This is a genomic window from Blautia sp. DFI.9.10 (assembly GCF_024461705.1).
GTDB classification, from domain to species: Bacteria; Bacillota; Clostridia; order Lachnospirales; family Lachnospiraceae; genus Blautia_A; species Blautia_A fusiformis.
The window spans coordinates 1-23,527 of sequence record NZ_JANGAA010000019.1; the positions used below are offsets into that span (position 1 = coordinate 1).

22 protein-coding genes, 1 tRNA gene and 1 riboswitch are annotated in these 23,527 nt (G+C 47.0%); of the genes, 20 read left to right on the forward strand and 3 right to left on the reverse strand.

Features of this window, described 5'->3' with window-relative positions; translation table 11 throughout:
* Positions 1–114: 114 nt before the first annotated feature.
* Positions 115–780 carry a PAQR family membrane homeostasis protein TrhA gene (gene trhA / locus NE671_RS11575; protein WP_110103161.1) on the reverse strand — a complete coding sequence of 222 codons (666 nt, stop codon included), beginning with the start codon at positions 778–780 and terminating at the stop codon, positions 115–117.
* A 383-nt stretch (positions 781–1,163) separates the two neighbouring features.
* Here trhA and NE671_RS11580 point away from each other — a divergent pair, with 383 nt between their 5' ends.
* Positions 1,164–1,712, forward strand: coding sequence for a stage V sporulation T C-terminal domain-containing protein (locus NE671_RS11580; protein ID WP_015526740.1), 549 nt, complete (start codon positions 1,164–1,166; stop codon positions 1,710–1,712).
* A gap of 75 nt (positions 1,713–1,787) precedes the next feature.
* Here NE671_RS11580 and NE671_RS11585 read toward each other — a convergent pair whose 3' ends face one another.
* Positions 1,788–2,351: a M15 family metallopeptidase gene (locus NE671_RS11585; protein ID WP_173761328.1), complete on the reverse strand. Its 564-nt coding sequence runs from the start codon at positions 2,349–2,351 to the stop codon at positions 1,788–1,790.
* A 72-nt stretch (positions 2,352–2,423) separates the two neighbouring features.
* Positions 2,424–3,884, reverse strand: a complete 1,461-nt coding sequence (locus NE671_RS11590; protein ID WP_015526739.1) for a nicotinate phosphoribosyltransferase — start codon at positions 3,882–3,884, stop codon at positions 2,424–2,426.
* A gap of 275 nt (positions 3,885–4,159) precedes the next feature.
* Between NE671_RS11590 and NE671_RS11595 the strand changes: the two genes are divergently transcribed.
* The 19 genes from NE671_RS11595 to greA all read left to right on the forward strand — a co-directional run bounded on the left by NE671_RS11595 (position 4,160) and on the right by greA (position 23,506).
* A tRNA-Gln gene (locus NE671_RS11595) sits at positions 4,160–4,231 on the forward strand.
* Positions 4,232–4,377: 146 nt separating this feature from the next.
* Positions 4,378–5,085, forward strand: a complete 708-nt coding sequence (locus NE671_RS11600; RefSeq protein ID WP_015526738.1) for an acyl-[acyl-carrier-protein] thioesterase — start codon at positions 4,378–4,380, stop codon at positions 5,083–5,085.
* A gap of 64 nt (positions 5,086–5,149) precedes the next feature.
* Positions 5,150–5,851 (forward strand): L-ribulose-5-phosphate 4-epimerase, encoded by a 702-nt coding sequence (araD, locus tag NE671_RS11605; protein ID WP_015526737.1) that lies wholly within the window; start codon positions 5,150–5,152, stop codon positions 5,849–5,851.
* 204 nt (positions 5,852–6,055) lie between these two features.
* Entirely contained in the window at positions 6,056–6,298 is a 243-nt protein-coding gene (locus tag NE671_RS11610; protein WP_015526736.1) for a helix-turn-helix domain-containing protein, read from the forward strand.
* Positions 6,299–6,491: 193 nt separating this feature from the next.
* Positions 6,492–6,662: riboswitch (Lysine riboswitch) on the forward strand.
* 185 nt (positions 6,663–6,847) lie between these two features.
* On the forward strand, positions 6,848–8,434 hold the full coding sequence (locus NE671_RS11615) for a Na+/H+ antiporter NhaC family protein (protein WP_373152707.1): 1,587 nt from the start codon (positions 6,848–6,850) through the stop codon (positions 8,432–8,434).
* Positions 8,435–8,612: 178 nt separating this feature from the next.
* Positions 8,613–9,455, forward strand: a complete 843-nt coding sequence (locus NE671_RS11620) for a CvfB family protein (RefSeq protein ID WP_021652585.1) — start codon at positions 8,613–8,615, stop codon at positions 9,453–9,455.
* Positions 9,456–9,560: 105 nt separating this feature from the next.
* Positions 9,561–13,028, forward strand: a complete 3,468-nt coding sequence (locus tag NE671_RS11625) for a DNA polymerase III subunit alpha (protein ID WP_022426228.1) — start codon at positions 9,561–9,563, stop codon at positions 13,026–13,028.
* A 68-nt stretch (positions 13,029–13,096) separates the two neighbouring features.
* Positions 13,097–14,086 carry a 6-phosphofructokinase gene (gene pfkA / locus NE671_RS11630; RefSeq protein ID WP_059086454.1) on the forward strand — a complete coding sequence of 330 codons (990 nt, stop codon included), beginning with the start codon at positions 13,097–13,099 and terminating at the stop codon, positions 14,084–14,086.
* An 8-nt stretch (positions 14,087–14,094) separates the two neighbouring features.
* Positions 14,095–15,489, forward strand: coding sequence for a TrkH family potassium uptake protein (locus NE671_RS11635; RefSeq protein WP_256163996.1), 1,395 nt, complete (start codon positions 14,095–14,097; stop codon positions 15,487–15,489).
* Between the two features lie 13 nt (positions 15,490–15,502).
* A complete protein-coding gene (locus tag NE671_RS11640; protein WP_129975155.1) occupies positions 15,503–16,162 on the forward strand; it encodes a potassium channel family protein in 660 nt (219 codons plus the stop codon).
* 36 nt (positions 16,163–16,198) lie between these two features.
* Entirely contained in the window at positions 16,199–16,975 is a 777-nt protein-coding gene (locus NE671_RS11645) for a TrmH family RNA methyltransferase (protein ID WP_256163998.1), read from the forward strand.
* Between the two features lie 16 nt (positions 16,976–16,991).
* On the forward strand, positions 16,992–17,432 hold the full coding sequence (locus tag NE671_RS11650) for an NfeD family protein (RefSeq protein WP_021652591.1): 441 nt from the start codon (positions 16,992–16,994) through the stop codon (positions 17,430–17,432).
* Between the two features lie 3 nt (positions 17,433–17,435).
* The gene (locus NE671_RS11655; protein WP_015526727.1) at positions 17,436–18,377 is read left to right on the forward strand and encodes an SPFH domain-containing protein; all 942 of its coding nucleotides are present in this window, start codon (positions 17,436–17,438) and stop codon (positions 18,375–18,377) included.
* 26 nt (positions 18,378–18,403) lie between these two features.
* Positions 18,404–19,402, forward strand: a complete 999-nt coding sequence (argF, locus tag NE671_RS11660; RefSeq protein ID WP_256164000.1) for an ornithine carbamoyltransferase — start codon at positions 18,404–18,406, stop codon at positions 19,400–19,402.
* Positions 19,402–20,208: a biotin--[acetyl-CoA-carboxylase] ligase gene (locus NE671_RS11665; RefSeq protein ID WP_059086451.1), complete on the forward strand. Its 807-nt coding sequence runs from the start codon at positions 19,402–19,404 to the stop codon at positions 20,206–20,208. Before argF ends, NE671_RS11665 begins: the two co-directional genes overlap by 1 nt.
* A gap of 131 nt (positions 20,209–20,339) precedes the next feature.
* On the forward strand, positions 20,340–20,708 hold the full coding sequence (locus NE671_RS11670; RefSeq protein ID WP_015526724.1) for a DUF6145 family protein: 369 nt from the start codon (positions 20,340–20,342) through the stop codon (positions 20,706–20,708).
* A 9-nt stretch (positions 20,709–20,717) separates the two neighbouring features.
* Positions 20,718–21,686: a tRNA dihydrouridine synthase DusB gene (gene dusB, locus NE671_RS11675; RefSeq protein WP_059086948.1), complete on the forward strand. Its 969-nt coding sequence runs from the start codon at positions 20,718–20,720 to the stop codon at positions 21,684–21,686.
* Between the two features lie 114 nt (positions 21,687–21,800).
* On the forward strand, positions 21,801–22,751 hold the full coding sequence (locus NE671_RS11680; RefSeq protein ID WP_015526721.1) for a glycosyltransferase family 2 protein: 951 nt from the start codon (positions 21,801–21,803) through the stop codon (positions 22,749–22,751).
* Between the two features lie 269 nt (positions 22,752–23,020).
* Positions 23,021–23,506 (forward strand): transcription elongation factor GreA, encoded by a 486-nt coding sequence (gene greA, locus NE671_RS11685; protein ID WP_015526720.1) that lies wholly within the window; start codon positions 23,021–23,023, stop codon positions 23,504–23,506.
* Positions 23,507–23,527 lie beyond the last annotated feature (21 nt).

Sequence of the window (23,527 nt, forward strand, 5' to 3'; positions counted from 1 at the left end):
CCTAAAGGGTAATCGAGCAGGAAGCCCCCACTTCAAAATCGTAAGATTTAAGTGGGGGGAGCATGTCACGGTATCCGAAAGGTGAGATTGTTATCTAGCTGATCACAGAGTAACTCAGTGGATCGCCATACCGGCTACAAAGAAATACATTACAACAAAATGGCACACACTTCCCAGCATCACAAAGACATGAAATACTTCGTGGGAGCCGAAATTCTTATGCTTCGCATTGAAGATCGGAAGCTTCAGCGCATAGATCACACCGCCGATGGTATAGATGATGCCGCCGGCAAGGAGCCATCCGAAGCCTGCACGGGGCAGATTGTGGAAGATCGGAACAAAAGCAAGTACACACAGCCAGCCCATTCCAATGTAGATCACAGAGGAAAGCCATTTTGGGCAGTTGATCCAGCAGCCCTTGAGGATCATTCCGATGATGGCAACGGTCCATACGAGGGCACAGAGGATATAGCCGGTGCGTCCGTGGAGAACGATCAGGCATACAGGAGTGTAGCTGCCGGCGATCATCACGAAGATCATCATGTGATCCATTTTTTTCAGACGGCGGTTCACCTTGGCTGTGGAGCTTACGGAATGGTAAAGTGTGCTTGCCAGGTAAAGAAGGATCATGGTAAGGATAAAAACACTTACTGCAAAAACATGGAGAACATCTGCACTTCTGGCCGCCTTCACGATCAGCGGAGTGGCTCCGGCCACGGCAAGAAGCATGCCGATTCCGTGGGTTATGGCGCTTCCTGGATCTTTTAATTTAAATTTCATATAAAAACACCTCCTGCAAAAAAATCTGCTGTTTATATCATATGGACAACTTCAAGATCGGTTCATCAATGACGGATCATTGCGACAGTTTACGATGTAATAATGTAGAAACTGATAAAATAACATGTAGTATTCAAAACTACATATCAAGTATATGAATACTATACCACTATTATTCAAAAATGCAACCCCTATTTTCGAAAAAAATTTTATCAGGATTTATTTCTGCAGCAGGCATACGACAATGCGGCTCCTGCGACAGATAAATAAGAGATTTTTATGCATATTTCTCCCAGTTTTTCGCATAATAACCATATGAAAAACAAATAGTTAACATAACATTGACGTACAATGAACAGAAAATACAGGAGGAATTCAGGAAGATGAAAGCAACGGGAATTGTTCGCAGGATCGATGATCTGGGCAGGGTTGTGATTCCAAAAGAGATACGAAAGACACTGCGGATCAAGGAAGGAACGCCACTGGAGATTTTTACAGACAGGGAAGGACAGATCATCCTGAAAAAATATTCGCCCATTGGAGAGCTGAATACGTTTGCTGCGGAATATGCGGAAGCGCTGGTACAGACCACCGGATTGACTGCCTGTATTACAGATCGTGATCAGGTCGTGGCGGCATGCGGCAGCGGAAGCCGGGAACTGGAAGGAAAAGAGATCAGTTCTGATCTGGATGCAGTCATTGCCGGCAGGAAAGGCAGAATGGTCAGTCAGGACAGCAGGGAAAATATATCAGTCATTTCCGACGCTATGGATTCATTTTGCCAGAAAATGATACAGCCGATCCTGTGTGCGAGTGACGCCATTGGAGCAGTGATCCTTCTGACTAAAAGTGAAAAAACAGCACTGGGAGACACAGAACGTGCCCTTATCCGCACAGCAGCCGGTTTTCTTGGCAGACAGATGGAGCAGTAAAAGTGCATCAGATGTACAGAAAAATGTGTGCAGATCAAGATATAAACATCAGATGCAGATGCCAGGAGCAGCAGATCAGGGAGGGTGCGGACACCGGGAAGGAAAGCAGTGGTATTCTTCCAGAGTCAGATTTGTGATAGTGAGCCAGGAAGCCAGAGGTTTGGTCACATAGCGGATGTGCCATGGCTCGTAAGGGATGCCGGTGATCTCCTCTTTGCTTTTGGGATACCGGAGGATAAAACCATAGAGCGGAGCGTTCTTTTTCAGCCAGCGGCCTTCTCCTGTTGTGGAAAACCTTTCGGTGAGCTCCATATGGATGGAAGGACAGGATACATCCAGAGCAAGTCCGCTCTGGTGCTCACTTGTTCCTGGCTCTGCAACGAAAGGACTTCCTGTAAAAAGCTCCTTCTGTCGCTGGTAGGAACGATATCCGGAAACTGCCCACAGGTTCAGACCGCATCTGTGACAGGCATGGAAAAGCTGGGAAGCGGCTTTTGCAGCCTGATACTCCAGAAGCCGCTTCGGATCTCCCGGTGCTGCTTCAAATGGAAGTCCGATATCGATAAGATGTTCCGGCACAAAAGCTTCCGGCAGAGGATGCTCCCTGCTGATCAGCCGGGTATAAAATTCTCTGTGCAATAAAAACCCTCCTTTCCTTATCCATAAGCTTATGATAAGAAAGGAGGGTTTATGAATGCTTATTTCTGTTTATCAGAGCTCTTTTTCACTCATTTCTTCCAGGAGAGCCTTCTTCATGTCATAGAGTGACTGGGAGAGATCTACATAAACCTTCTGCGGATTAACGAAACGTCTGGATTCATCCCACAGTGTGTTCTGCTCCTGTTTGCAGTAGTCGCGGAGTTCCATGACAGATGGAGACTTGTAAACGCTCTTACCATCTTTAATTACCGGAACAAGGAGCTCACGGAGTTCGTAGGTTCCGCCAAGAACCTTGGTCTTTTTCCAGGTGTCAACCGGGTCGAAGATCACCATAGTTTCTTCCGGATCGAATTTCTCATCTGCAAGGCAGATCAGATCGGCCTTGATCTTGCCGGTCTTCTTGCTGTAGATACGGTATACAGTCTTGTTGCCCGGGTTGGTAACCTTTTCTGTGTTTTCGGAAAGCTTGATCTTCGGCTGGAAGGCATCGCTGTCAGCGTCCTTTACAGCGGCAAGTTTGTATACGCCGCCGAATGCCGGATTGTTATCGGCTGTGATCAGCTTGGTTCCGACGCCCCAGGAATTGATCTTGGCATCCTGGGCCTTCAGGCTTTCGATAAGATATTCATCAAGATCGCTGGATGCGGAAATGGTAGCATCATCGAAACCGGCAGCAGCCAGCATCTTGTAAGCTTTTTTGGAAAGATATGCAAGATCACCGCTGTCGATACGGATTCCATAATTCTTCAGCTGGATACCTTCCTCACGCATCTCCTCAAATACACGGATCGCATTGGGAACACCGGATTTCAGGACATCGTAGGTGTCAACCAGAAGAGTACAGGAATTCGGGTAAAGTCTCGCATAGGTCTTAAAGGCTGTGTACTCATCCGGGAAACTCATGATCCAGGAATGAGCATGTGTTCCGAGAACCGGAACGTTAAACATCTGGCCGGTCAGTACGTTGGAAGTACCGGCACATCCGCCGATCACTGCAGCTCTGGCACCGAAGATCCCGGCGTCCGGACCCTGGGCACGGCGAAGACCGAATTCCATGATGGGATCGCCCTTAGCTGCGTGGCATACACGTGCTGCCTTAGTGGCAATAAGACTCTGATGGTTCATAATGTTCAGGATGGCCGTCTCTACAAGCTGAGCTTCCATGATCGGTGCGATAACCTTGACCATTGGCTCTCTCGGGAAGATCACGGTTCCCTCCGGAATTGCGTAGATATCACCGGTGAATCTGAAGTTGCTCAAATACTCAAGGAAATCATCCTCAAAGATGCCAAGACTTCTCAGATAGGTAATGTCTTCTTCTGAGAAACGGAGATTTTCGATGTATTCGATCATCTGCTCCAGTCCTGCACAGATGGCAAAACCGCCATCGCACGGATTGTTGCGGTAGAACATGTCAAAGACAACGGTCTGGTTGGTAGGGTTTTTGAAATATCCCTGCATCATGGTAAGCTCATAGAGGTCCGTGAGCAGAGTAAGGTTATTTGCTCGCATAGCGTTCTCCTTTGGATGCCTCCGGATATTGTGACCGGAGGGAAATACACGGTTGTTTCCGCTCTTTTTATTATACGGCTTATTATAACACAAAGGAGTGGATTGTAAAATTTTTTTTACTGCGTAAACCCGCATATAATAAGGAGTTTTAACAGCAGTTTAAGAAATTTTGAAAAAAAATAAAAAAAATTAAAAAAAGGGGTTGCAATTTCAAAAAAGCTGTTATATAATAACATCCGTCGCAAGCGATAAGGCAAGCGAAAAACAAAACACATAGGGCTATCGCCAAACGGTAAGGCAACGGACTCTGACTCCGTCAGTTCAAGGTTCGAATCCTTGTAGCCCTGCTTCTTAAGTACCTCAGTTGCGAGGTACTTTTTTTGTACTCAAAAATAAGAAGATATTCGCAATCCGCTGCGCCCCAAAAAAAACAAGTGCGTTTCTTCCTGCCAAGTGTTACAATAAAGTATAGACAGTATGACAGGAGGCATGAATGAGTTACAGTTTTGAGAGTCGAGTAAGATTCAGTGAGATCGGAGAAGATGGATGTCTGACGCTGCCGGGAGTTCTGGATTATTTTCAGGATTGCTGTACCTTTGAATCCGAGCAGACAGGAGTCGGTATGGAAGTATTAAAGGAACAGAAAAGAGCCTGGGTACTTTCTGCATGGCAGGTGATCGTGAAGCGGTATCCGAAGCTTGGTGAAAATATAAAAGTAACAACAATTCCTTATGGATTCCGTGGATTTATCGGAATGCGTAATTTTATTCTTGAGACAATGGATGGTGAGAAGCTGGCATGGGCCAATTCCTACTGGTCCTTTATCAATACAGAAACCGGTCTTCCGGAAAAGCTGACACCGGCAGATACAGATCCCTATGATCTGGGCGAAAAAATAGAGATGGATTATGCACCAAGAAAGATCGCGCTTCCGAAGGAACGGGAAGTGCAGAATGCTTTTTCCGTACAGAAGCATCATCTGGACACCAATCATCATGTGAACAACTGTCAGTATATCCGGATGGCAGCGGATCATCTGCCTGAGGATTTTAAAGTTGGTCAGCTTCGTGTTGAATATAAACGTCAGGCAGTACTGGATAATGTTATCATTCCGGAAGTATATATGACAGAAAATAAAGAAGCTGTAGTTCTCAACGCGGAGGATAAAGAACCTTACGCAGTAGTTGAGTTTACAAAATAAATACAGGCGGTAGAGATTAGTACATCGTTTTTGAAACAACTATACCGTAAAAGGAGGGCGCGCTATGCTTGAAAAATTAAAAGAAGAAGTTTACAGAGCAAATATGGATCTGCCCAAATATGGTCTTGTTACCTTTACATGGGGAAATGTCAGCGGGATCGACAGGGAGCAGGGACTTTTTGTGATTAAGCCAAGTGGTGTGGATTATGACAAGCTGACACCGGAAGACATGGTAGTGGTAGATCTTGATGGAAATAAAGTAGAAGGAAGATACAATCCATCCTCTGATACACCGACACATGCAGTTCTTTACAGAGCGTTTCCGAATATCGGCGGTATCGTACATACCCACTCATCCTGGGCAACAAGCTGGGCGCAGGCAGGCAGATCGATTCCGTGTTATGGAACCACACATGCAGATTACATTTACGGAGAAGTACCATGTGTGCGTAATCTGACCAAAAGAGAGATCGAAGAGGCATATGAGAAGAACACGGGAGTTCTTATTGCTGATTATTTCAAAAACAAAGATTATGAAGCAGTACCGGCTGTGCTGTGTAAGAACCACGGACCTTTTACCTGGGGTAAGGATGCTCATGAGGCAGTTCATAACGCAGTTGTTCTTGAGGAGGTTGCCAAGATGGCATCTCGCTGCGAGCTGATCAATCCGGATGTAAAACCGGCACCGCAGGAGCTTCAGGATAAGCATTACTACAGAAAACATGGTGCAAATGCATATTATGGTCAGGTAGGACAGGAAGACTGATCAGAAGAAAAAACAGTTTGACCCGATGGTGGATCGTCAATATCCGCCTGAGTGGAAATGCCGCGGAACAGTACCGCGGCATTTTTTGTCGAAAAATGCAGAAAATGTCAGATTTGCTGACCTTTAACACAGGTGCCGCCGAAATATATGCTAATGTCAAGAAAAATGCAGAACATTAACACATTTATTAAAATAGGTGGCAGGATGAAAATATACACTTATCAGGGAAAAAAGAACGTTTCCGGAGAAAAAATACGCCAGATGAGGAATATGAAACGGATGTCGCAATCTGCGCTGGCAGCAAAAATGCAGGTGGAAGGAGTGATGCTGGAGCGTGACAGTATCAGCCGGATCGAAGGAGGAGAACGTTTTGTAGCAGATTATGAACTGCGGGTGTTTGCAAAGGTGCTGGGAGTGGATGTGAAGTGGCTGCTGAATGAGCAGTAAATAAGGCAATATTGGATTACAGTTCGCTGGTAATATTCCGCGAAGCGTGTTACTGAAAACGGAGTGAAAAGTAACAATATTGGTCTGAATGGCAGGAATCTGTGTAAACTACTTGATATTTATGTCGGAAACTGCTACAGTATAAAGAAAAAAAGATGGCCGGGAAGTCCTGCGGAGGGCAAACGGTCACGGATAAGAAGATAGAGGCGCGGATTTTATCAGTATTTATGGATGCAAGGCCCTGGCAGGCTGTTCATAAAGAAAGGAAAATTTGCCGAAGTGCTCTGGAAGGCCAGATGACAGGGTGCTGGGATAACGCAGAATATGCGTTGTACTGTCACGGATGTGGAGCGCTATCGGTAGCACTTCGGGAGATCTGCATTTAATATGCTGAATGGAGATTTTCTGACAGGCTATTAGTTAAATAAGGATTATTTAACCGGAGGTGTTCTTAAGAAGAGACAGCCTCCGTTTTTTTGTCCCCGAAAAGGGAGGAGAAAAATGAGTAAAAAAGCAGGAACAGCATTGTCTGTTATGGCAATGGTATTCATGGGCGCACTGGCAAGTCCCCTGACTGTGCTGGCTGCGGATGCGGAGGAGACTTACCAGCCTGCTCTGTATGCAACGATCTGGGCACTGCTTCCACCTCTTGTTGCGATCGTCCTTGCACTGATCACAAAAGAAGTATACAGTTCTCTGTTTGTGGGAATTGTAGTAGGAGCACTGATCTATTCCGGATTTAAATTTGAAGGAACGGTAACACAGATTTTTGAGGGAGGAATCATCAAGGTTCTTTCTGACAGCTATAACGTAGGTATCCTGATCTTCCTGGTAATCCTGGGATCTGTGGTATGTATGATGAACAAGGCCGGCGGCTCCGCCGCATTCGGACGATGGGCCAGCAAAAAGATCCACACGCGTGTGGGTGCAGAGCTTGCAGCGATCATCCTTGGAATCCTGATCTTCATTGACGATTATTTTAACTGCCTGACAGTAGGAAGCGTTATGCGTCCGGTAACTGACAGACATCACGTATCCAGAGCGAAATTTGCATACCTGATCGATGCGACAGCCGCTCCGGTATGTATCATCGCACCGATCTCATCCTGGGCTGCTGCAGTCAGCGGATTCGTAGAGGGACAGGATGGACTTGCGATTTTTGTAAGAACCATCCCGTATAACTTTTACGCGATCCTTACGATTGTAATGATGGTTGGCATGGTACTGATGAAAACCGAGTTTGGTGCCATGAGAACACATGAGATCAATGCTCTGAACGGAGATCTTTATACAACATCTGCAAGACCGTATGAGAATGCAACGGATGATGAGACACCGAATCCGAGAGGAAAGGTGATCGATCTTGTGATCCCGATCGTTATGCTTGTTATCTGCTGTGTCATCAGTATGATCTATACAGGAGGATTTTTCAGCGGAACAGATTTTGTTACCGCATTTTCACAGAGTGATGCCTCTACAGGCCTTGCAATGGGAAGTGCTTTTGGTCTGGTGTTTGCCATTATTTTCTATATGATCCGCCGTGTGGTCAATTTCAGAGACTGTATGGGCTGCATCCCGGAAGGATTCAAGGCTATGGTACCGGCGATCATGATCCTGACCTTTGCATGGACACTGAAGGCTATGACAGACTCACTTGGTGCAGCGGTATTCGTAGAAGAAGCCATGCGTTCTGTTGCCGGTGGTATTGAAGTTATCCTTCCGGCCATTATTTTCCTGGTTGGATGTGGACTTGCATTTGCTACAGGTACTTCCTGGGGAACCTTTGGTATCCTGATCCCGATCGTTGTTGCGGTATTTGAGAAATCCAGTCCTGAGATGATGATCATTTCCATGTCCGCCTGCATGGCAGGTGCAGTTTGCGGAGACCACTGCTCACCGATCTCCGATACAACGATCATGGCTTCCGCAGGAGCACAGTGTGATCATGTGACTCACGTTTCCACACAGCTTCCGTATGCGATCCTGGCTGCGGCAGTATCCTTTGTAACTTATATTGTTGCAGGCTTTGTAAAAACAGCATGGATCGCTCTTCCGGTGGGAATCGTGCTGATGCTGATCGTACTTTTTGTCATTAAAATGATGAACCCGATGCCGGTTGAGAAACCAACAGAATAACAGACTGACCCAATGTGGGGGCAGATTCCCCCATGAATGGCAAATAAAAGGCAGTGACGGAAAGAAATTTCCGAAGCTGCCTTTTTTGTGCTTTCTATAATAATTCTCTTATGTTATAATGCAGGACAGACAGCAAATAGTAAATGATCATATATAGTTTTAAGGAACAGGAGTAAGAATGATAGAATTAGGTAAAAAACAGAAATTACTGGTTGTAAAAACCGTGGATTTCGGAATATATCTTGGAGAGGACCGAAACGCACCTCAGAATGAGCGAGTGCTTCTTCCGTCCAAACAGGTACCGGAAGGAACCAAAGCAGGTGATGAGATCGAAGTATTCATCTATAAGGATTCCCAGGACAGACTGATCGCAACTACCCGTGAGCCGATGCTTCAGGTAGGACAGACAGCAGTCCTTAAGGTAAAACAGGTTACCAGGATTGGTGCTTTTCTTGACTGGGGACTGGAGAAGGATCTTCTTCTTCCGTATCATGAGCAGACCAACCGGGTCCGTGAAGGCGAGGAGTGTCTGGTAGCTCTTTATGTAGATAAGAGCAGCAGACTCTGTGCAACCATGAAGGTGTATCATTATCTTTCCACCAGAACTCCTTATGTACCGGGAGATTCGGTAAAGGGGCGTGTCTATGAGATCAGTGGGAATTTCGGCGTTTTTGTTGCGGTAGATGATAAATATTCCGCTCTGATCCCGGCACGGGAGGCAACAGGCAAGTACAGACCGGGAGCTATTCTTGATCTTCGTGTCACAGAGGTGAAAGAGGATGGCAAGATGAACGTCAGTGACCGCCAGAAGGCTTACATCCAGATCAATGAGGATGCAGAGAGCGTATTCAGTGTGATCGAGGAATTTGCAGGGGTGCTGCCATTTGATGATCATGCCTCACCGGAAGTCATCAAGAGAGAGTTTGGCCTCAGTAAGAACGCATTCAAGCGTGCAGTCGGTCATCTGATGAAGGAAGGAAAAGTAGAGATCCGTGACAAGAGGATCTACATTAAAAAATAACAAGGTGTTGACCGGCTCCGGATCAGACACGCTCCGGCACGTTCAGAGAAAAGTGCAGAGCGGGGAGGATCCGGAGCCCTGTTTTTTACGATAAGGAGAATAAATTTGGAGTTTACACATTTACATGTCCATACAGAATACAGCCTTCTGGATGGCTCCAATAAGATCAAAGAATATGTAGCCAGAGTAAAAGAGCTGGGTATGGACAGTGCGGCGATCACCGATCATGGCGTTATGTATGGTGTAATCGATTTTTACAGGGCTGCAAGAGAAGCCGGGATCAATCCGATCCTCGGATGTGAGGTTTATGTGGCTCCGGGCTCCCGTTTTGACAGAGAAGTGGGAAGTGGGGATGACCGTTATTATCATCTGGTCCTGCTGGCTGAGAATAATCAGGGATACAGCAACCTGATGAAAATTGTATCCAAGGCATTTGTGGAAGGGTTTTATTACAAGCCACGTGTGGATCTGGAGCTTCTGGAAAAATATCACGAGGGTATCATTGCCTTAAGTGCCTGCCTGGCGGGAGAGGTCGCCAGATATCTTGCACGTGGAATGTATGAGGATGCTAAGATCGCGGCATTACGTTACCAGGATATTTTCGGAAAAGGAAATTTCTTTCTGGAGCTTCAGGATCATGGGATCCCGGAGCAGCAGACTGTAAACCAGCAGCTTCTCCGTATGCACAGAGAGACGGGGATCGATCTGGTTGCCACCAATGATGTGCATTACACTATGGCAGAGGATGCGGAACCACATGATGTTCTTCTTTGTCTGCAGACTCAGAAAAAGCTCAGCGATGAGAACAGAATGCGCTATGAGGGTGGCCAGTATTATGTGAAATCGCCGGAGGAGATGGCGAGGCTTTTTCCATATGCGCTGGAAGCGCTGGAAAATACGCACAGGATCGCGGAGAGATGTCATGTGGAGATTGAATTTGGTGTGACCAAGCTGCCGAAATATGATGTGCCGGACGGATTTACCTCCTGGGAATATCTGAACAAGCTTTGCCATGAGGGACTTGAGCAGCGTTATCATCCGGTAACAGAGGAGCTGAAAAAGCGCCTGGATTATGAGCTGTCTACGATCAAAAACATGGGATATGTAGATTACTTTCTCATTGTATGGGATTTTATCAAATATGCCAGGGACAACGATATCATGGTCGGTCCGGGACGAGGCTCTGCCGCAGGAAGCCTGGTTGCCTATACACTTGGGATCACCCAGCTGGACCCGATCCGGTATGATCTGCTCTTTGAACGTTTCCTGAATCCGGAGCGAGTATCCATGCCGGATATCGATGTGGATTTTTGCTTCGAACGGAGACAGGAGGTTATTGATTATGTAAGAAGAAAATATGGTGATGACTGCGTGGTTCAGATCGTTACCTTCGGTACACTGGCAGCCCGCGGTGTCATTCGTGATGTAGGCCGTGTTCTGGATATGCCTTATGCCCAGGTGGACACCATCGCCAAGATGATTCCACAGGAGCTGAATATCACCATTGACAAGGCACTGGGAATGAATCCGGAGTTTCGCAAGGCTTACGAGGAACAGGACGATATCCATCGTCTGATCGATCTGGCAAAACGTCTGGAGGGGCTTCCGAGGCATACCTCCATGCATGCGGCAGGTGTTGTGATCAGCCAGAAGGATGTATCGGAATACGTACCCCTTTCCAGAGCACAGGATGGTTCCATTGTCACGCAGTTTACCATGACAACACTGGAAGAGCTGGGACTTCTGAAAATGGATTTCCTGGGTCTCCGTACCCTGACGGTTATCCAGAATGCTGTGAAAATGGTGGAAAAAAGTACCGGTATGCTTCTGGATATGCAAAAGATCGACTACAACGACAAAAAGGTACTGGATTCTCTCGGAACAGGACGTACTGACGGTGTGTTCCAGCTGGAGAGTGCCGGAATGAAAAGCTTCATGAAGGAGCTGAAGCCTCAGAGCCTTGAGGACGTGATCGCGGGAATTTCGCTTTACCGTCCGGGTCCCATGGATTTCATTCCGCAGTACATCCGCGGAAAAAACCGTCCGGATACCATCCGTTATGACTGTCCGCAGATGGAGCCGATCCTGAAGCCGACCTATGGCTGTATCGTATACCAGGAGCAGGTTATGCAGATCGTCCGTGAGCTTGCAGGCTACACCCTTGGACGAAGTGACCTGGTGCGCCGTGCCATGTCCAAGAAAAAAGCTTCTGTTATGGCAAAAGAACGCCAGAATTTCGTTTACGGAAACGTGGAAGAGGGAGTACCGGGATGTATTGCCAACGGTATTTCCGAGGAGATCGCAAACAAGATCTACGATGAGATGACAGATTTTGCAAAGTATGCCTTCAATAAGTCTCATGCTGCCGCTTATGCAGTGGTTTCCTACCAGACGGCATATCTCAAATATTACTATCCGGTAGAATTTATGGCTGCACTGATGACATCCGTTGTGGAAATGCCGAACAAGGTTGCCGAGTATATTTCTGTATGCCGCCAGATGGGGATCCGGATCCTTCCGCCGGATATCAATCATGGTGTTTATGGCTTTTCTGTTGACAATGGTTCCATTCGTTATGCACTTTCTGCCATCAAGAGTATCGGCCGTCCGGTAATCGAGGGGATTGTGCGGGAGCGTGAGGAGCACGGAGAATATACCTCCCTGAAAACATTTATTGAGCGAAATATCGACCAGATCAACAAGAGAGTTGTGGAAAATCTGATCAAGGCCGGAGCGCTGGATTGCCTGGAGGGAAACCGGAATCAGAAAATGACGGTTTATACGCAGATCATAGACAGTATCAACCAGGATAAGAAGCATACCATGGCGGGACAGCTGAGTCTTTTTGATATTGCGCCTGAAGAAGATAAAAAGGAATTTGAGATCCGTATGCCGCAGGCAGCAGAATATCCGAAGGAGACGATACTGACCTTTGAGAAGGAAGTTCTCGGCATCTATCTCAGCGGTCATCCGCTGGAGCGTTACCGGAATATGATGGAAAAAATGATCTCTGCAAAAACTTCTGATTTTCAGCCGGATGATGAAACAGGGATACCGGAGGTTTACGATAACCAGAAAGTGATCGTGGGTGGAATGATCACGGATAAAACCATAAAATATACAAAGAATAATAAGGTAATGGCGTTCCTTACAGTGGAAGATCTGGTAGGCACCGTGGAGGTTGTGGTATTTCCACGTGATTACGAAAAATGCCAGATGTTCCTGAATGAAGATGCCCGGCTCTTTATTCAGGGAAGAGTATCCGCAGAAGACGACAAAGCCAGCAAGCTGATCCTGGAAAAGGTTCGTCTTTTTGATGATATGCCAAGAGAACTGTGGCTCCAGTTTGAAAGCCGGGAAGAGTACGCAAAAGCCGAGACCGGTCTGGTAGACGATCTGATGGAATCCAGAGGAAACAGCACGGTGGTTATTTATCTCAAAGATGTCAAGGCAATGAAGAAACTTCCCCCTGCTTATCAGGTCCATATCGAGGATTCCTGGTTGGAGCGCATGTGTAAAAAATATGGAAGTTCCAATGTTAAAATTGTGGAGAGAGTATTGAAAAACTTATAAAAATGCTATAAACTATACCCGAATATGTGTATTACAATAGGTTGTTTCATAAGATGGAGGATAACAATATGGCAGAGAACAAAATCAAAACGATCGGCGTTTTGACCAGTGGCGGTGACGCACCTGGAATGAATGCTGCAATCCGTGCTGTTGTCAGAAGAGGATTAAGCAGCGGACTGAACGTAAAGGGAATCTATAAAGGATACAGCGGTCTCTTAAATGAAGAGATCAGAGATATGACAGCAAAGGACGTTTCCGATACGATTGAGCGAGGCGGAACAATTCTTTATACTGCCAGATGTGCAGAGATGAGAACAGAGGAAGGACAGCAGCAGGCTGCAGAGATCTGCAGAAAGCATGGAATCGACGGCCTTGTTGTTATCGGTGGAGACGGATCCTTCGCAGGTGCTCAGAAGCTTGCGAACCTTGGAATCAATACCATTGGCCTGCCGGGAACTATTGACCTTGATATCGCATGTACCGAGTACACCATCGGTTTCGATACTGCTGTAAATACAGCTATGGAAGCTATTGACAAGGTACGTGATACATCCACATCCCATGAGAGATGCAGTATCATCGAGGTTATGGGACGTAACGCCGGATACCTTGCAGTATGGTGCGGCATCGCAAATGGTGCTGAGGATATCCTGATCCCGGAGAAATATGATTACGACGAGCAGAAGCTTATTGACAATATCGTAGAGAGCCGTAAGAAAGGCAAGAAACACCATATCATCGTAAATGCTGAGGGTATCGGCCATTCAGAGGCTATGGCGAAGCGTATCGAGGCTGCAACAGGTATCGAGACACGTGCAACGATCCTTGGTCACATGCAGCGTGGTGGAAGCCCTACATGTAAGGACCGTGTATATGCGTCCATGATGGGTGCTCTTGCAGTAGATCTTCTTGTTGCCGGAAAACGCAGCCGTGTGGTTGGATACCGTCATGGTGAGTTTGTCGATTTCGACATCAATGAGGCTCTTGCAATGCAGAAGAATGTAGATTCCTACATGTGGGAGGTCTGCAATTCTCTTTCTCATAATTACAGAAAATAAAGATATTTATGAACTTAAAAAAAGTTTCAGACGGATTGCATAAACTGAATACGTCACAAATAATTGCCCTCGGCTTTGCGGGGGTGATTTTTGTAGGTGGACTTATTTTGTGGATGCCGTTCTGCAGTGCACCCGGGCAGGCTGTTACCTTCCCGGATGCTGTTTTTACAGCGGCGACCAGCGTATGTGTAACAGGACTTTCCACAGTTGTTATGGCAGTCCAGTGGAGCCCCATTGGAAAAGCGGTTATCCTGTGCCTGATACAGATCGGCGGGATCGGACTGATCGCACTGGCGAATATGATATTCATCAGCCTCCGGCGGAAAATTTCCCTGAAAAACCGGCGGATCATCAAGGAATCCTACAACCTGGATGAAATGGGTGGAGTCGTGGCTGTAGTCCGCAGTGTGGTGAAATGCGTGTTTCTTGCAGAAGGAATCGGTGCGGTCCTGTATGCGTTTTGCTTTGTACCGGAATTTGGAATAAAAAAAGGTCTGGTGCATGCCATATTTCTGGCGGTATCTGCATTCTGCAACGCAGGGATCGATCTTTTCGGGGAAACAAGCCTTTCGGTATATGTGAGCAATCCGCTGGTCAATATCACTACGATTGGCCTGATCATTGTGTCAGGTCTTGGATTTATCGTCTGGTGGGATCTGTGGGATAAATTCCGCAAGGTTCTGAGAAAAGAGCTCTCCCCATCCAGAGTTTTTCGTGTACTGCGGCTTCAGAGCAAGCTGGTCCTTACGATGACCGGGATCCTGGTATTTTCAGGAGCATTTCTGGTATTTGTCTTTGAATCCGGAAACCCTTCCACGCTGAAGGGGGCACCACTGGGAACAAAGCTCATGGCATCCTTTTTCCAGTCAGTGACAACACGTACGGCGGGATTTTATACCATGGATCAGTCGCTTTTGTCCACACCTACCGTGATCATTTCCCTACTGTGGATGTTTATCGGAGGATCACCCATGGGCACTGCCGGTGGTGTGAAGACTACTACCATTGCGGTTCTGATCCTTTCTATTGCAGCATATCTTCAGGGAAAAAAGGATGTAGAGGTATACGGCCGCAGGATCCGTGAGAGCTATCTCCGTTCTGCCATGGTTGTTGCAGGAACCAGTGTGCTGATCCTTTTTACCATGACGGTGCTTTTGTCCGCAGTAATGCCGGGAGTGGATTTGGCAGATGTTTTATATGAGATCACTTCTGCGGGGGCTACAGTAGGACTTTCCAGAGGACTGACACCTCAGCTGAATGTGGCAGGCAAGTGGATCGTGATCCTTACCATGTATCTGGGACGTATCGGACCGCTGACACTTGGAACAGCAGTTGTGATGCGTGTACGCAACAGGCCGGGAAGCACCACGCATCTCGGTGAAGAAGATATCATGATCGGTTAAACAGGAGAATAGAATGAAAAATAAATCTTTTGCCGTGATCGGGCTTGGACAGTTTGGAATGACTCTGGCGGTGACGCTGGCAGAGTCAGACTGCGATGTCCTTGCCATTGATGACAAAGAAGAAAATATCGAAGAGATTTCCGAAAAAGTAACCTATGCGGTAAAAGCAGATGTCCGTGAACCGGGAATCCTGAAGGCTCTGGGAGTTCAGAATGTGGATGTAGCCATTATCGCAGTTGCCGAAAATCTGGAAGCCAGTATTTCCGCAACCATGCAGGCCAAAGATCTGGGAGTGCCCTTTGTAGTTGCAAAAAGTATGAATTCTCTTCATGGACGTATACTTGACAAAATTGGTGCAGATAAGATCATTTATCCGGAACAGTCCATGGGACTGCGGGTTGCCAGAAATCTTATGTCCGGCGGGTATCTGGATGTGTTTGAGCTTTCGGCGGAGTTCAGTATGGCGGAGTTTTCCATGCCGGTATCCTGGATTGGAAAAAATCTGGCAGATCTGAATGTACGGGAGCGTTTTCACATTAATATCATTGGCATCAAGCAGGGTGAAAATGTCACGGTAGATCTGGATCCTTCCGAACCGCTTCCGGACAACTGTTCCATAATCGCCATAGGAAAAAACAAGGATCTGAATGCAAGTCGTGAGGAATTACGTTAACCGAATACGGATTGCCGGAAGGAGAGAAATAAAAGTATGATAACCAGTGTATCAAATGCAAAAATAAAAAATGTCATGCAGCTGAACCAGAAGGCAAAAGCCAGAAGAGAGCAGGGACTTTTTGTGGCAGAGGGCCGGAAAATGTTTCTGGAAGCACCGGAAAGCTGGGTTTCCCAGGTGTTTGTTTCCGAGGCCGTTTCCCGGGATGGAGAGCTGATGTCTCAGGCAGAAAAATATCCCTGTGAGATCGTGAAGGATTCCGTATTCCGTCAGATGTGTGATACCAAGACTCCCCAGGGGATCCTGACAGTTCTGAAGCTGCCTTCCTGGAGCGAGGAAGAGGTACTGGCGGGAAAAAATCCTCTGGTCATGGTTCTGGAGGATCTTCAGGATCCGGGAAATGCGGGAACCATTCTCAGGACCGGTGAGGGCGCCGGCGTAAGCGGAGTTTTCCTCACAAAAACCTGCGTGGATATCACAAATCCCAAGGTGATCCGTTCTACCATGGGCTCCATTTACAGAATGCCTTTTCTATACGTGGAAGATGTGGTATCATTAGAAAAGAAGCTGAAAGAAAAGGGAATCCGCAGTTTTGCAGCTCATCTGAAGGGCGAGAATTCCTATGATCAGGAATCCTATAAGGGTGGTACCGCATTTTTCATCGGAAACGAGGGAAAGGGCCTGACTGATCAGGCAACGGAGGCAGCAGACTGTCTGATCCGCATTCCCATGTGCGGAAAGGTAGAATCGCTGAATGCTGCCATGGCATCAGGAATTCTGATGTACGAAGCTGCAAGACAGAGAAGAGAATAAGAGAGGAGGGGGTTTTATGACACCTTTGGCCTGGCTTGGAATACTGGCAATTTTACTGGTAATTGAAGCAATCACGGTAGGACTTACCACTGTCTGGTTTGCAGGCGGTGCTCTTGTGGCGTGCATTGCCTCGTGGCTTGGTGGGGGAATTGTTGTACAGCTCCTTTTATTTTTCGGAGTTTCCGTGGTGCTTCTGATCTTTACCAGACCTCTGGCGGTCCGCTACATGAACAAGGGCGTGGAAAAGACCAATGCAGAGAGCCTTCTGGGAAAAAGAGCCGTAGTGATACAGCCGGTCAACAACCTGGCCCAGACCGGGCAGGTGAGGATCAATGACATCGAGTGGACTGCACGGACCGCAGATGACGGGGAAGAAATTCCAACAGGTGCCGTGGTTGAAATCGAAGAGATCCGCGGAGTGAAGCTGATCGTAAAAGAAATTAGCAAGGAGGGCTAAATTATGGGTGGAGTTGTTGTTTTGCTTGTAGTCATCGTTCTTGTGCTGTGGGTACTTGCATCCTGTATCCGCATTGTACCGCAGGCCTATGCAGTGGTACTGGAACGTCTTGGCGCTTACAAGGCTACCTGGAGTACAGGAATCCATTTCAAGGTTCCGTTCATTGAGCGTGTTGCAAGAAGAGTAAACCTGAAAGAACAGGTTGTGGATTTTCCACCGCAGCCGGTAATTACCAAAGATAATGTAACCATGCAGATCGATACGGTTGTATTTTTCCAGATCACAGATCCGAAGCTTTACGCATATGGCGTTGAGAATCCGATCATGGCTATCGAGAATCTTTCTGCTACAACACTTCGTAACATCATCGGTGATATGGAGCTGGATGAGACACTGACATCCCGAGAGGTTATCAATACCAAGATGCGTGCTTCCCTTGATGTGGCTACAGATCCATGGGGAATCAAGGTTAACCGTGTGGAGCTTAAGAACATCATTCCTCCGGCAGCCATCCAGGATGCCATGGAGAAACAGATGAAGGCTGAGCGTGAGAGACGAGAAGCCATTCTGAAAGCAGAAGGAGAGAAACGTTCCACCATCCTTGTTGCAGAGGGTAAAAAACAGTCCGCTATCCTGGATGCGGAGGCTGAGAAGCAGGCGGCGATCCTTCATGCGGAGGCTCAGAAGGAGCGTATGATCAAAGAGGCTGAAGGACAGGCACAGGCAGTCCTTAAAGTACAGCAGGCAACTGCAGAAGGACTTCGTATGATCAAGGAAGCAGGAGCAGATGAATCTGTTCTTACTCTGAAGAGTCTGGAGGCTCTTACAAAGGTTGCTGACGGCAAGGCAACGAAGATCATCATTCCGTCCGAGATACAGGGCATCGCAGGGCTGGCAACATCCCTGAAGGAAATCATGACAGATAAACCGGCAGAGCAGAAATAAATCTGCAGCCATGAGGAGGACATATTATGAATCTTAAAGGAAGAAATTTCCTGACACTGAAAGATTTTACACCGGAAGAGATCACTTACATGATCGACCTTGCAGCAGATCTGAAGGCAAAGAAAAAAGCAGGAGAGCTTCATGAGTATTACAGAGGTAAGAATATTGCCATGATCTTTGAAAAAACAAGCACAAGAACACGCTGTTCCTTCGAAGTGGCAGCTCATGATCTGGGAATGGGTTCTACCTATCTGGATCCCACAGGCTCCCAGATCGGAAAGAAGGAGAGCATTGCAGATACTGCAAGAGTTCTCGGAAGAATGTATGAGGGAATCGAGTACCGTGGCTTCGGTCAGGATATTGTTGAGGAGCTTGCGAAGCATGCAGGTGTACCGGTATGGAATGGCCTGACAAACGAGTATCATCCGACACAGATGCTTGCAGATATGCTGACAGTACGTGAACATTTCGGCAAACTGAAAGGCCTGAAGCTTGTATACATGGGCGATGCCCGTTACAACATGGGTAACTCCCTGATGGTTGTATGCTCCAAGCTTGGTCTTGATTTCGTAGCCTGCACCAATAAGAAATATTTCCCGAATGATGAGCTTGTAGCACAGTGTCAGCAGTGGGCAGAAGAGGCAGGTTCCACCATCACTCTCACAGAGGATGTGGAGGTAGGAACAAAAGATGCGGACATCATCTACACAGATGTATGGGTATCCATGGGCGAGCCTGACGAAGTATGGACAGAGCGTATCCACGACCTGACACCATACAAGGTTACCAGACATGTAATGGAGAACGCCGGTGAAAAGGCGATCTTCCTTCACTGTCTGCCGGCATTCCATGATCTTAAGACAAAGATCGGAAAAGAGATGGGCGAGCGTTTCAACCTTACAGATATGGAGGTTACAGACGAAGTATTCGAGTCTCCGCAGTCCAAGGTATTCGACGAAGCTGAGAACCGTATGCACACCATTAAGGCTGTGATCGTTGCAACATTAGGAGAGCCGGAGAAATAATGTCAGATTTATTTAATGAAGAAATAATTTCACAGGCAACACATACAAAATGGGCGGGCAAAACCGTCCATTTTGCAAGAGAAACAGATTCCACCAACCTCTGGGGAAAACGTGCCTGGAGGGAAGAAGGCGCAGGACACGGAGAGCTGTTTGTGGCAGAATATCAGTCCGCAGGACGCGGACGTTTTACAAGACGATGGAGTGCGCCGCCGGACAGTGCCATTACTATGAGTATCCTTATCTGCCCGGAATTTTCTCCGCAGAAGGCGCCGATGCTGACACTTGTTATGGGACTTTCGGTTGCACAGGCAGTAGCAGAGCTCGGTCTTGAGGTAGGGATCAAATGGCCTAACGATGTAGTTGTTTCCCGCAAAAAGATCTGCGGTATCTTAACCGAAATGACCATGAAGCAGGATAAGATCGGCTGTGCAGTTATCGGAGTCGGGATTAACGTAAATATGGAAAGCTTCCCGGAAGAAATGGCAGATAAGGCTACCTCTCTGTATCTGGAAAGCGGACATCCCTTTGACCGGGCACAGGTAGTCGGACTTGTGATGAAGCATTTTGAGGAAAATTATGAGAGATTTGTACAGACAGAGGATCTCAGCGGCCTGAAACCGGATTATGAGAAAATGCTGGCCAATCTGAACCAGCCGGTACGTGTACTGGATCAGAATGATCCATATGAGGGGATCGCAAGAGGGATCAATGCCGGCGGAGAGCTTCTGGTAGAGCGTGCAGACGGTACAGTCGAGGAAGTAAATTCCGGAGAGGTTTCTGTACGTGGTTTATACAGCTATGTGTAAAACATGCAGCACAGATCGGATAAAATTTCCGGCAGCGATTTTCCGTTGATGTTTTATTGCAGTAGTGGAAAAAACAAGAATCTCCCTGCTTTAGCTGCAGGGAGTGTCAAGTTATAAATAAAGGAGATTTTATGTATCAGGATAACATTGTGCTCTGCGGAGCAAGCTCTTATGAGCAGAAATATTATTTTAACCAGGATTTTGCGTCTCTTCCTGAGACGGTAAAGCAGGAGCTGCAGATCATGTGTGTGCTTTTCACAGAGGATGTAGGCGGGATTCTGACACTGGAATTTGATGAGGACGGCAGTCTGCAGTTTAAGACTGAGGCCCTGGAGGCAGATGCCCGTTTTGACGAGATCGGAAGTGCACTGAAGATCAAGGAGCTCCAGCGGGACAAAAGAGAGCTTCTGGAATCTCTGGAAATGTATTACAAGGTATTTTTCCTGGGAGATATCCCGGATGAGGAACTGCAGAAAAAAGCAGATGCCGTTGAGGAATGATCCATGAAGATGCAGTGGAAGATCGGAAATGTGGAGATACCGAACCCCTTTGTGCTTGCACCGATGGCAGGGGTTACGGATCTGGCATTTCGAAGACTTTGCAAGGAGCAGGGTGCAGGCCTGATCTGTATGGAGATGGTCAGTGCCAAGGCGATCTCTTTTCATAATAAGAATACAGAGGCGCTGATGGAGATCGATCCCGGGGAGCATCCGGTATCCATGCAGCTTTTCGGCAGCGAGCCGGACCTTATGGCAGAGGTGGCAAAAAGCATTGAGGAGCGTCCCTTTGACATTCTCGATATCAATATGGGATGTCCGGTTCCCAAGGTGGTAAATAATGGCGAGGGCTCAGCTCTTCTGAAGGATCCTCAGCTGATCGAAGAGATCGTCCGCAGTGTTTCCGGAGCAGTTTCCAAGCCGGTAACGGTGAAGGTCCGCATTGGCTTTGATGAAAATACGCCGGTGGATGTGGTGGAGATCGCAAAACGGGTGGAGGATGCCGGTGCAGCAGCCATCGCAGTTCATGGAAGGACCAGACAGCAGTATTATTCCGGTCAGGCGGACTGGGATGCTATCCGCAGGGTGAAGGAAGCGGTGACTATTCCGGTGATAGGAAACGGAGATATCGTTTCACCGGAAACTGCAGAAGCCATGTTTAAAGAAACTGGCTGCGATGCAGTGATGATCGGCCGTGCAGTACGTGGGAACCCGTGGATCTTCCGGGAACTGAACCACTATTTCCGCACCGGGGAAAAGCTTTCCAGACCAACCGCAGAGGAAGTCTGCGAGATGATCCTGCGCCATGCCGAAGATCAGATCGCGATAAAGGGTGAGTATATCGGGATCCGCGAAATGCGGAAGCATGTAGCCTGGTATACAGCCGGTATGCGGCACAGTGCGGGAATCCGGAGAGAATCTAATAATATTTCAAGCTATGAAGAATTGAAAAAGCTTACAGACATGGTACTGGAGCGATAAAAGAGAAAAGTATGTCGGAGAAAACGAAACGTTCTATTGACAAGGAACGGGGCGCGTGCTACAGTCAGTTAGCGGGAATCCGCAGAAAGTTTTTTGTTTTACAGGAGAAAAATAATGGCAGATAAAATAGCAGTTTTAATTCCTTGCTACAACGAAAGCAAGACGGTAGCAAAGGTTATCCGCGATATGAAAAAAGCACTTCCGGAAGCTGTGATCTACGTATATGATAATAACTCTACAGATGGAACAGACGAGATCGCCAGAAAAGAAGGGGCAGTTGTCCGTTATGAGTATCAGCAGGGAAAAGGAAACGTGATCCGCAGTATGTTTCGGGATATTGATGCGCAGTGTTATCTTATGGTAGATGGCGACGATACTTATCCGGCAGAGTTTGCAGCTGAAATGTGCAGCAAGGTTCTGGAGAAAGGCACAGACATGGTAGTTGGTGACCGCCTTTCTTCTACATATTTTACAGAGAACAAGAGACCTTTCCACAACTTTGGAAACAGCATCGTAAGAGGTTCCATTAACCGTCTTTTCAAAAGCAACATCAAGGATATCATGACAGGTTACCGTGCCATGAGTTACCGCTTTGTAAAAACATTCCCGGTACTTTCCAGGAATTTTGAGATCGAGACAGAGATGACGATCCACGCCATCGATAAGAACATGCAGGTTGAGAATGTAGTCATTGAATATCGTGACAGGCCGGAGGGAAGTGAGTCCAAGCTGAATACTTATGCAGATGGATTTAAGGTCCTGAAGACTATTGTGAAAATGTTCAAGAATTACAAGCCGCTGGAGTTCTTCTCCCTTATCGCAGCAGTGCTGTTTGTGGTGGGAATGGTATTCTTTATTCCGGTGCTGGTACATTTTCTGGAGGTTGGGACAGTGGAAAAGATCCCGACACTGATCGTCAGCGGGTTTGTGATCCTGACAGCTATCATCTGCTGGTTTTCCGGGATCATCCTTTCTACACTGGTCAATCAGCATAAACAGGATTTTGAGTATCAGACACAGATGGTGACTAATCGTTATAAAGATCTTTTTCCGGAGAAGAAATAAGGAATCAGACCGGGCAGGATAATATAGAAAAGCCGTGTTGAAATCTGAGATTTCGCGCGGCTTTTTTTGCATATTTCAGGGACCCTTTTTCGACGTGGAATGCTTGACAATACTGGGGCTTTTCGGTATAATACAGGAATTGTGAATATCCTGAGATTTTTACGCCCTTTTTTAGAAAAAAGAGCTCTTGGGAATGGTAGCAACAGAAATATCCGAAGCTGTATTTTTTTCAGAAAAAACAGCACGGTTTTGAAAGGAAGTAAGGCAAAATGGAAGAAGCAAAGAAGAACTTACTCACATACGCAGGACTTAGAAAACTGGAAGACGAGCTGCACGATCTGAAAGTTGTTAAGAGAAAAGAAGTAGCAGGAAAGATCAAAGAGGCCAGAGAGCAGGGAGACCTTTCTGAGAACGCAGAGTACGATGCAGCAAAGGATGAGCAGAGAGATATCGAGGCACGTATCGAGGAGATCGAGAAGATCCTCAAGAACGCTGAGGTTGTAGTAGAGGACGAAGTCGATCTTGACAGAATCAGCGTAGGCTGCAAGGTTAAGGTTCATGATTATGAATTTGAGGAAGATATGGAGCTGAAGATCGTAGGTTCCACAGAGGCTAACAGCCTTGAAGGAAAGATCTCCAATGAGTCTCCGGTAGGTAAAGCACTGATCGGTGCACACACCAACGATATCGTTGAGGTTGAGATGCCGTCCGGAATCATGAAATACAAGGTTCTTGAGATCCAGAGAAACGTATAAAGCAGACAACGGAGCGGATCG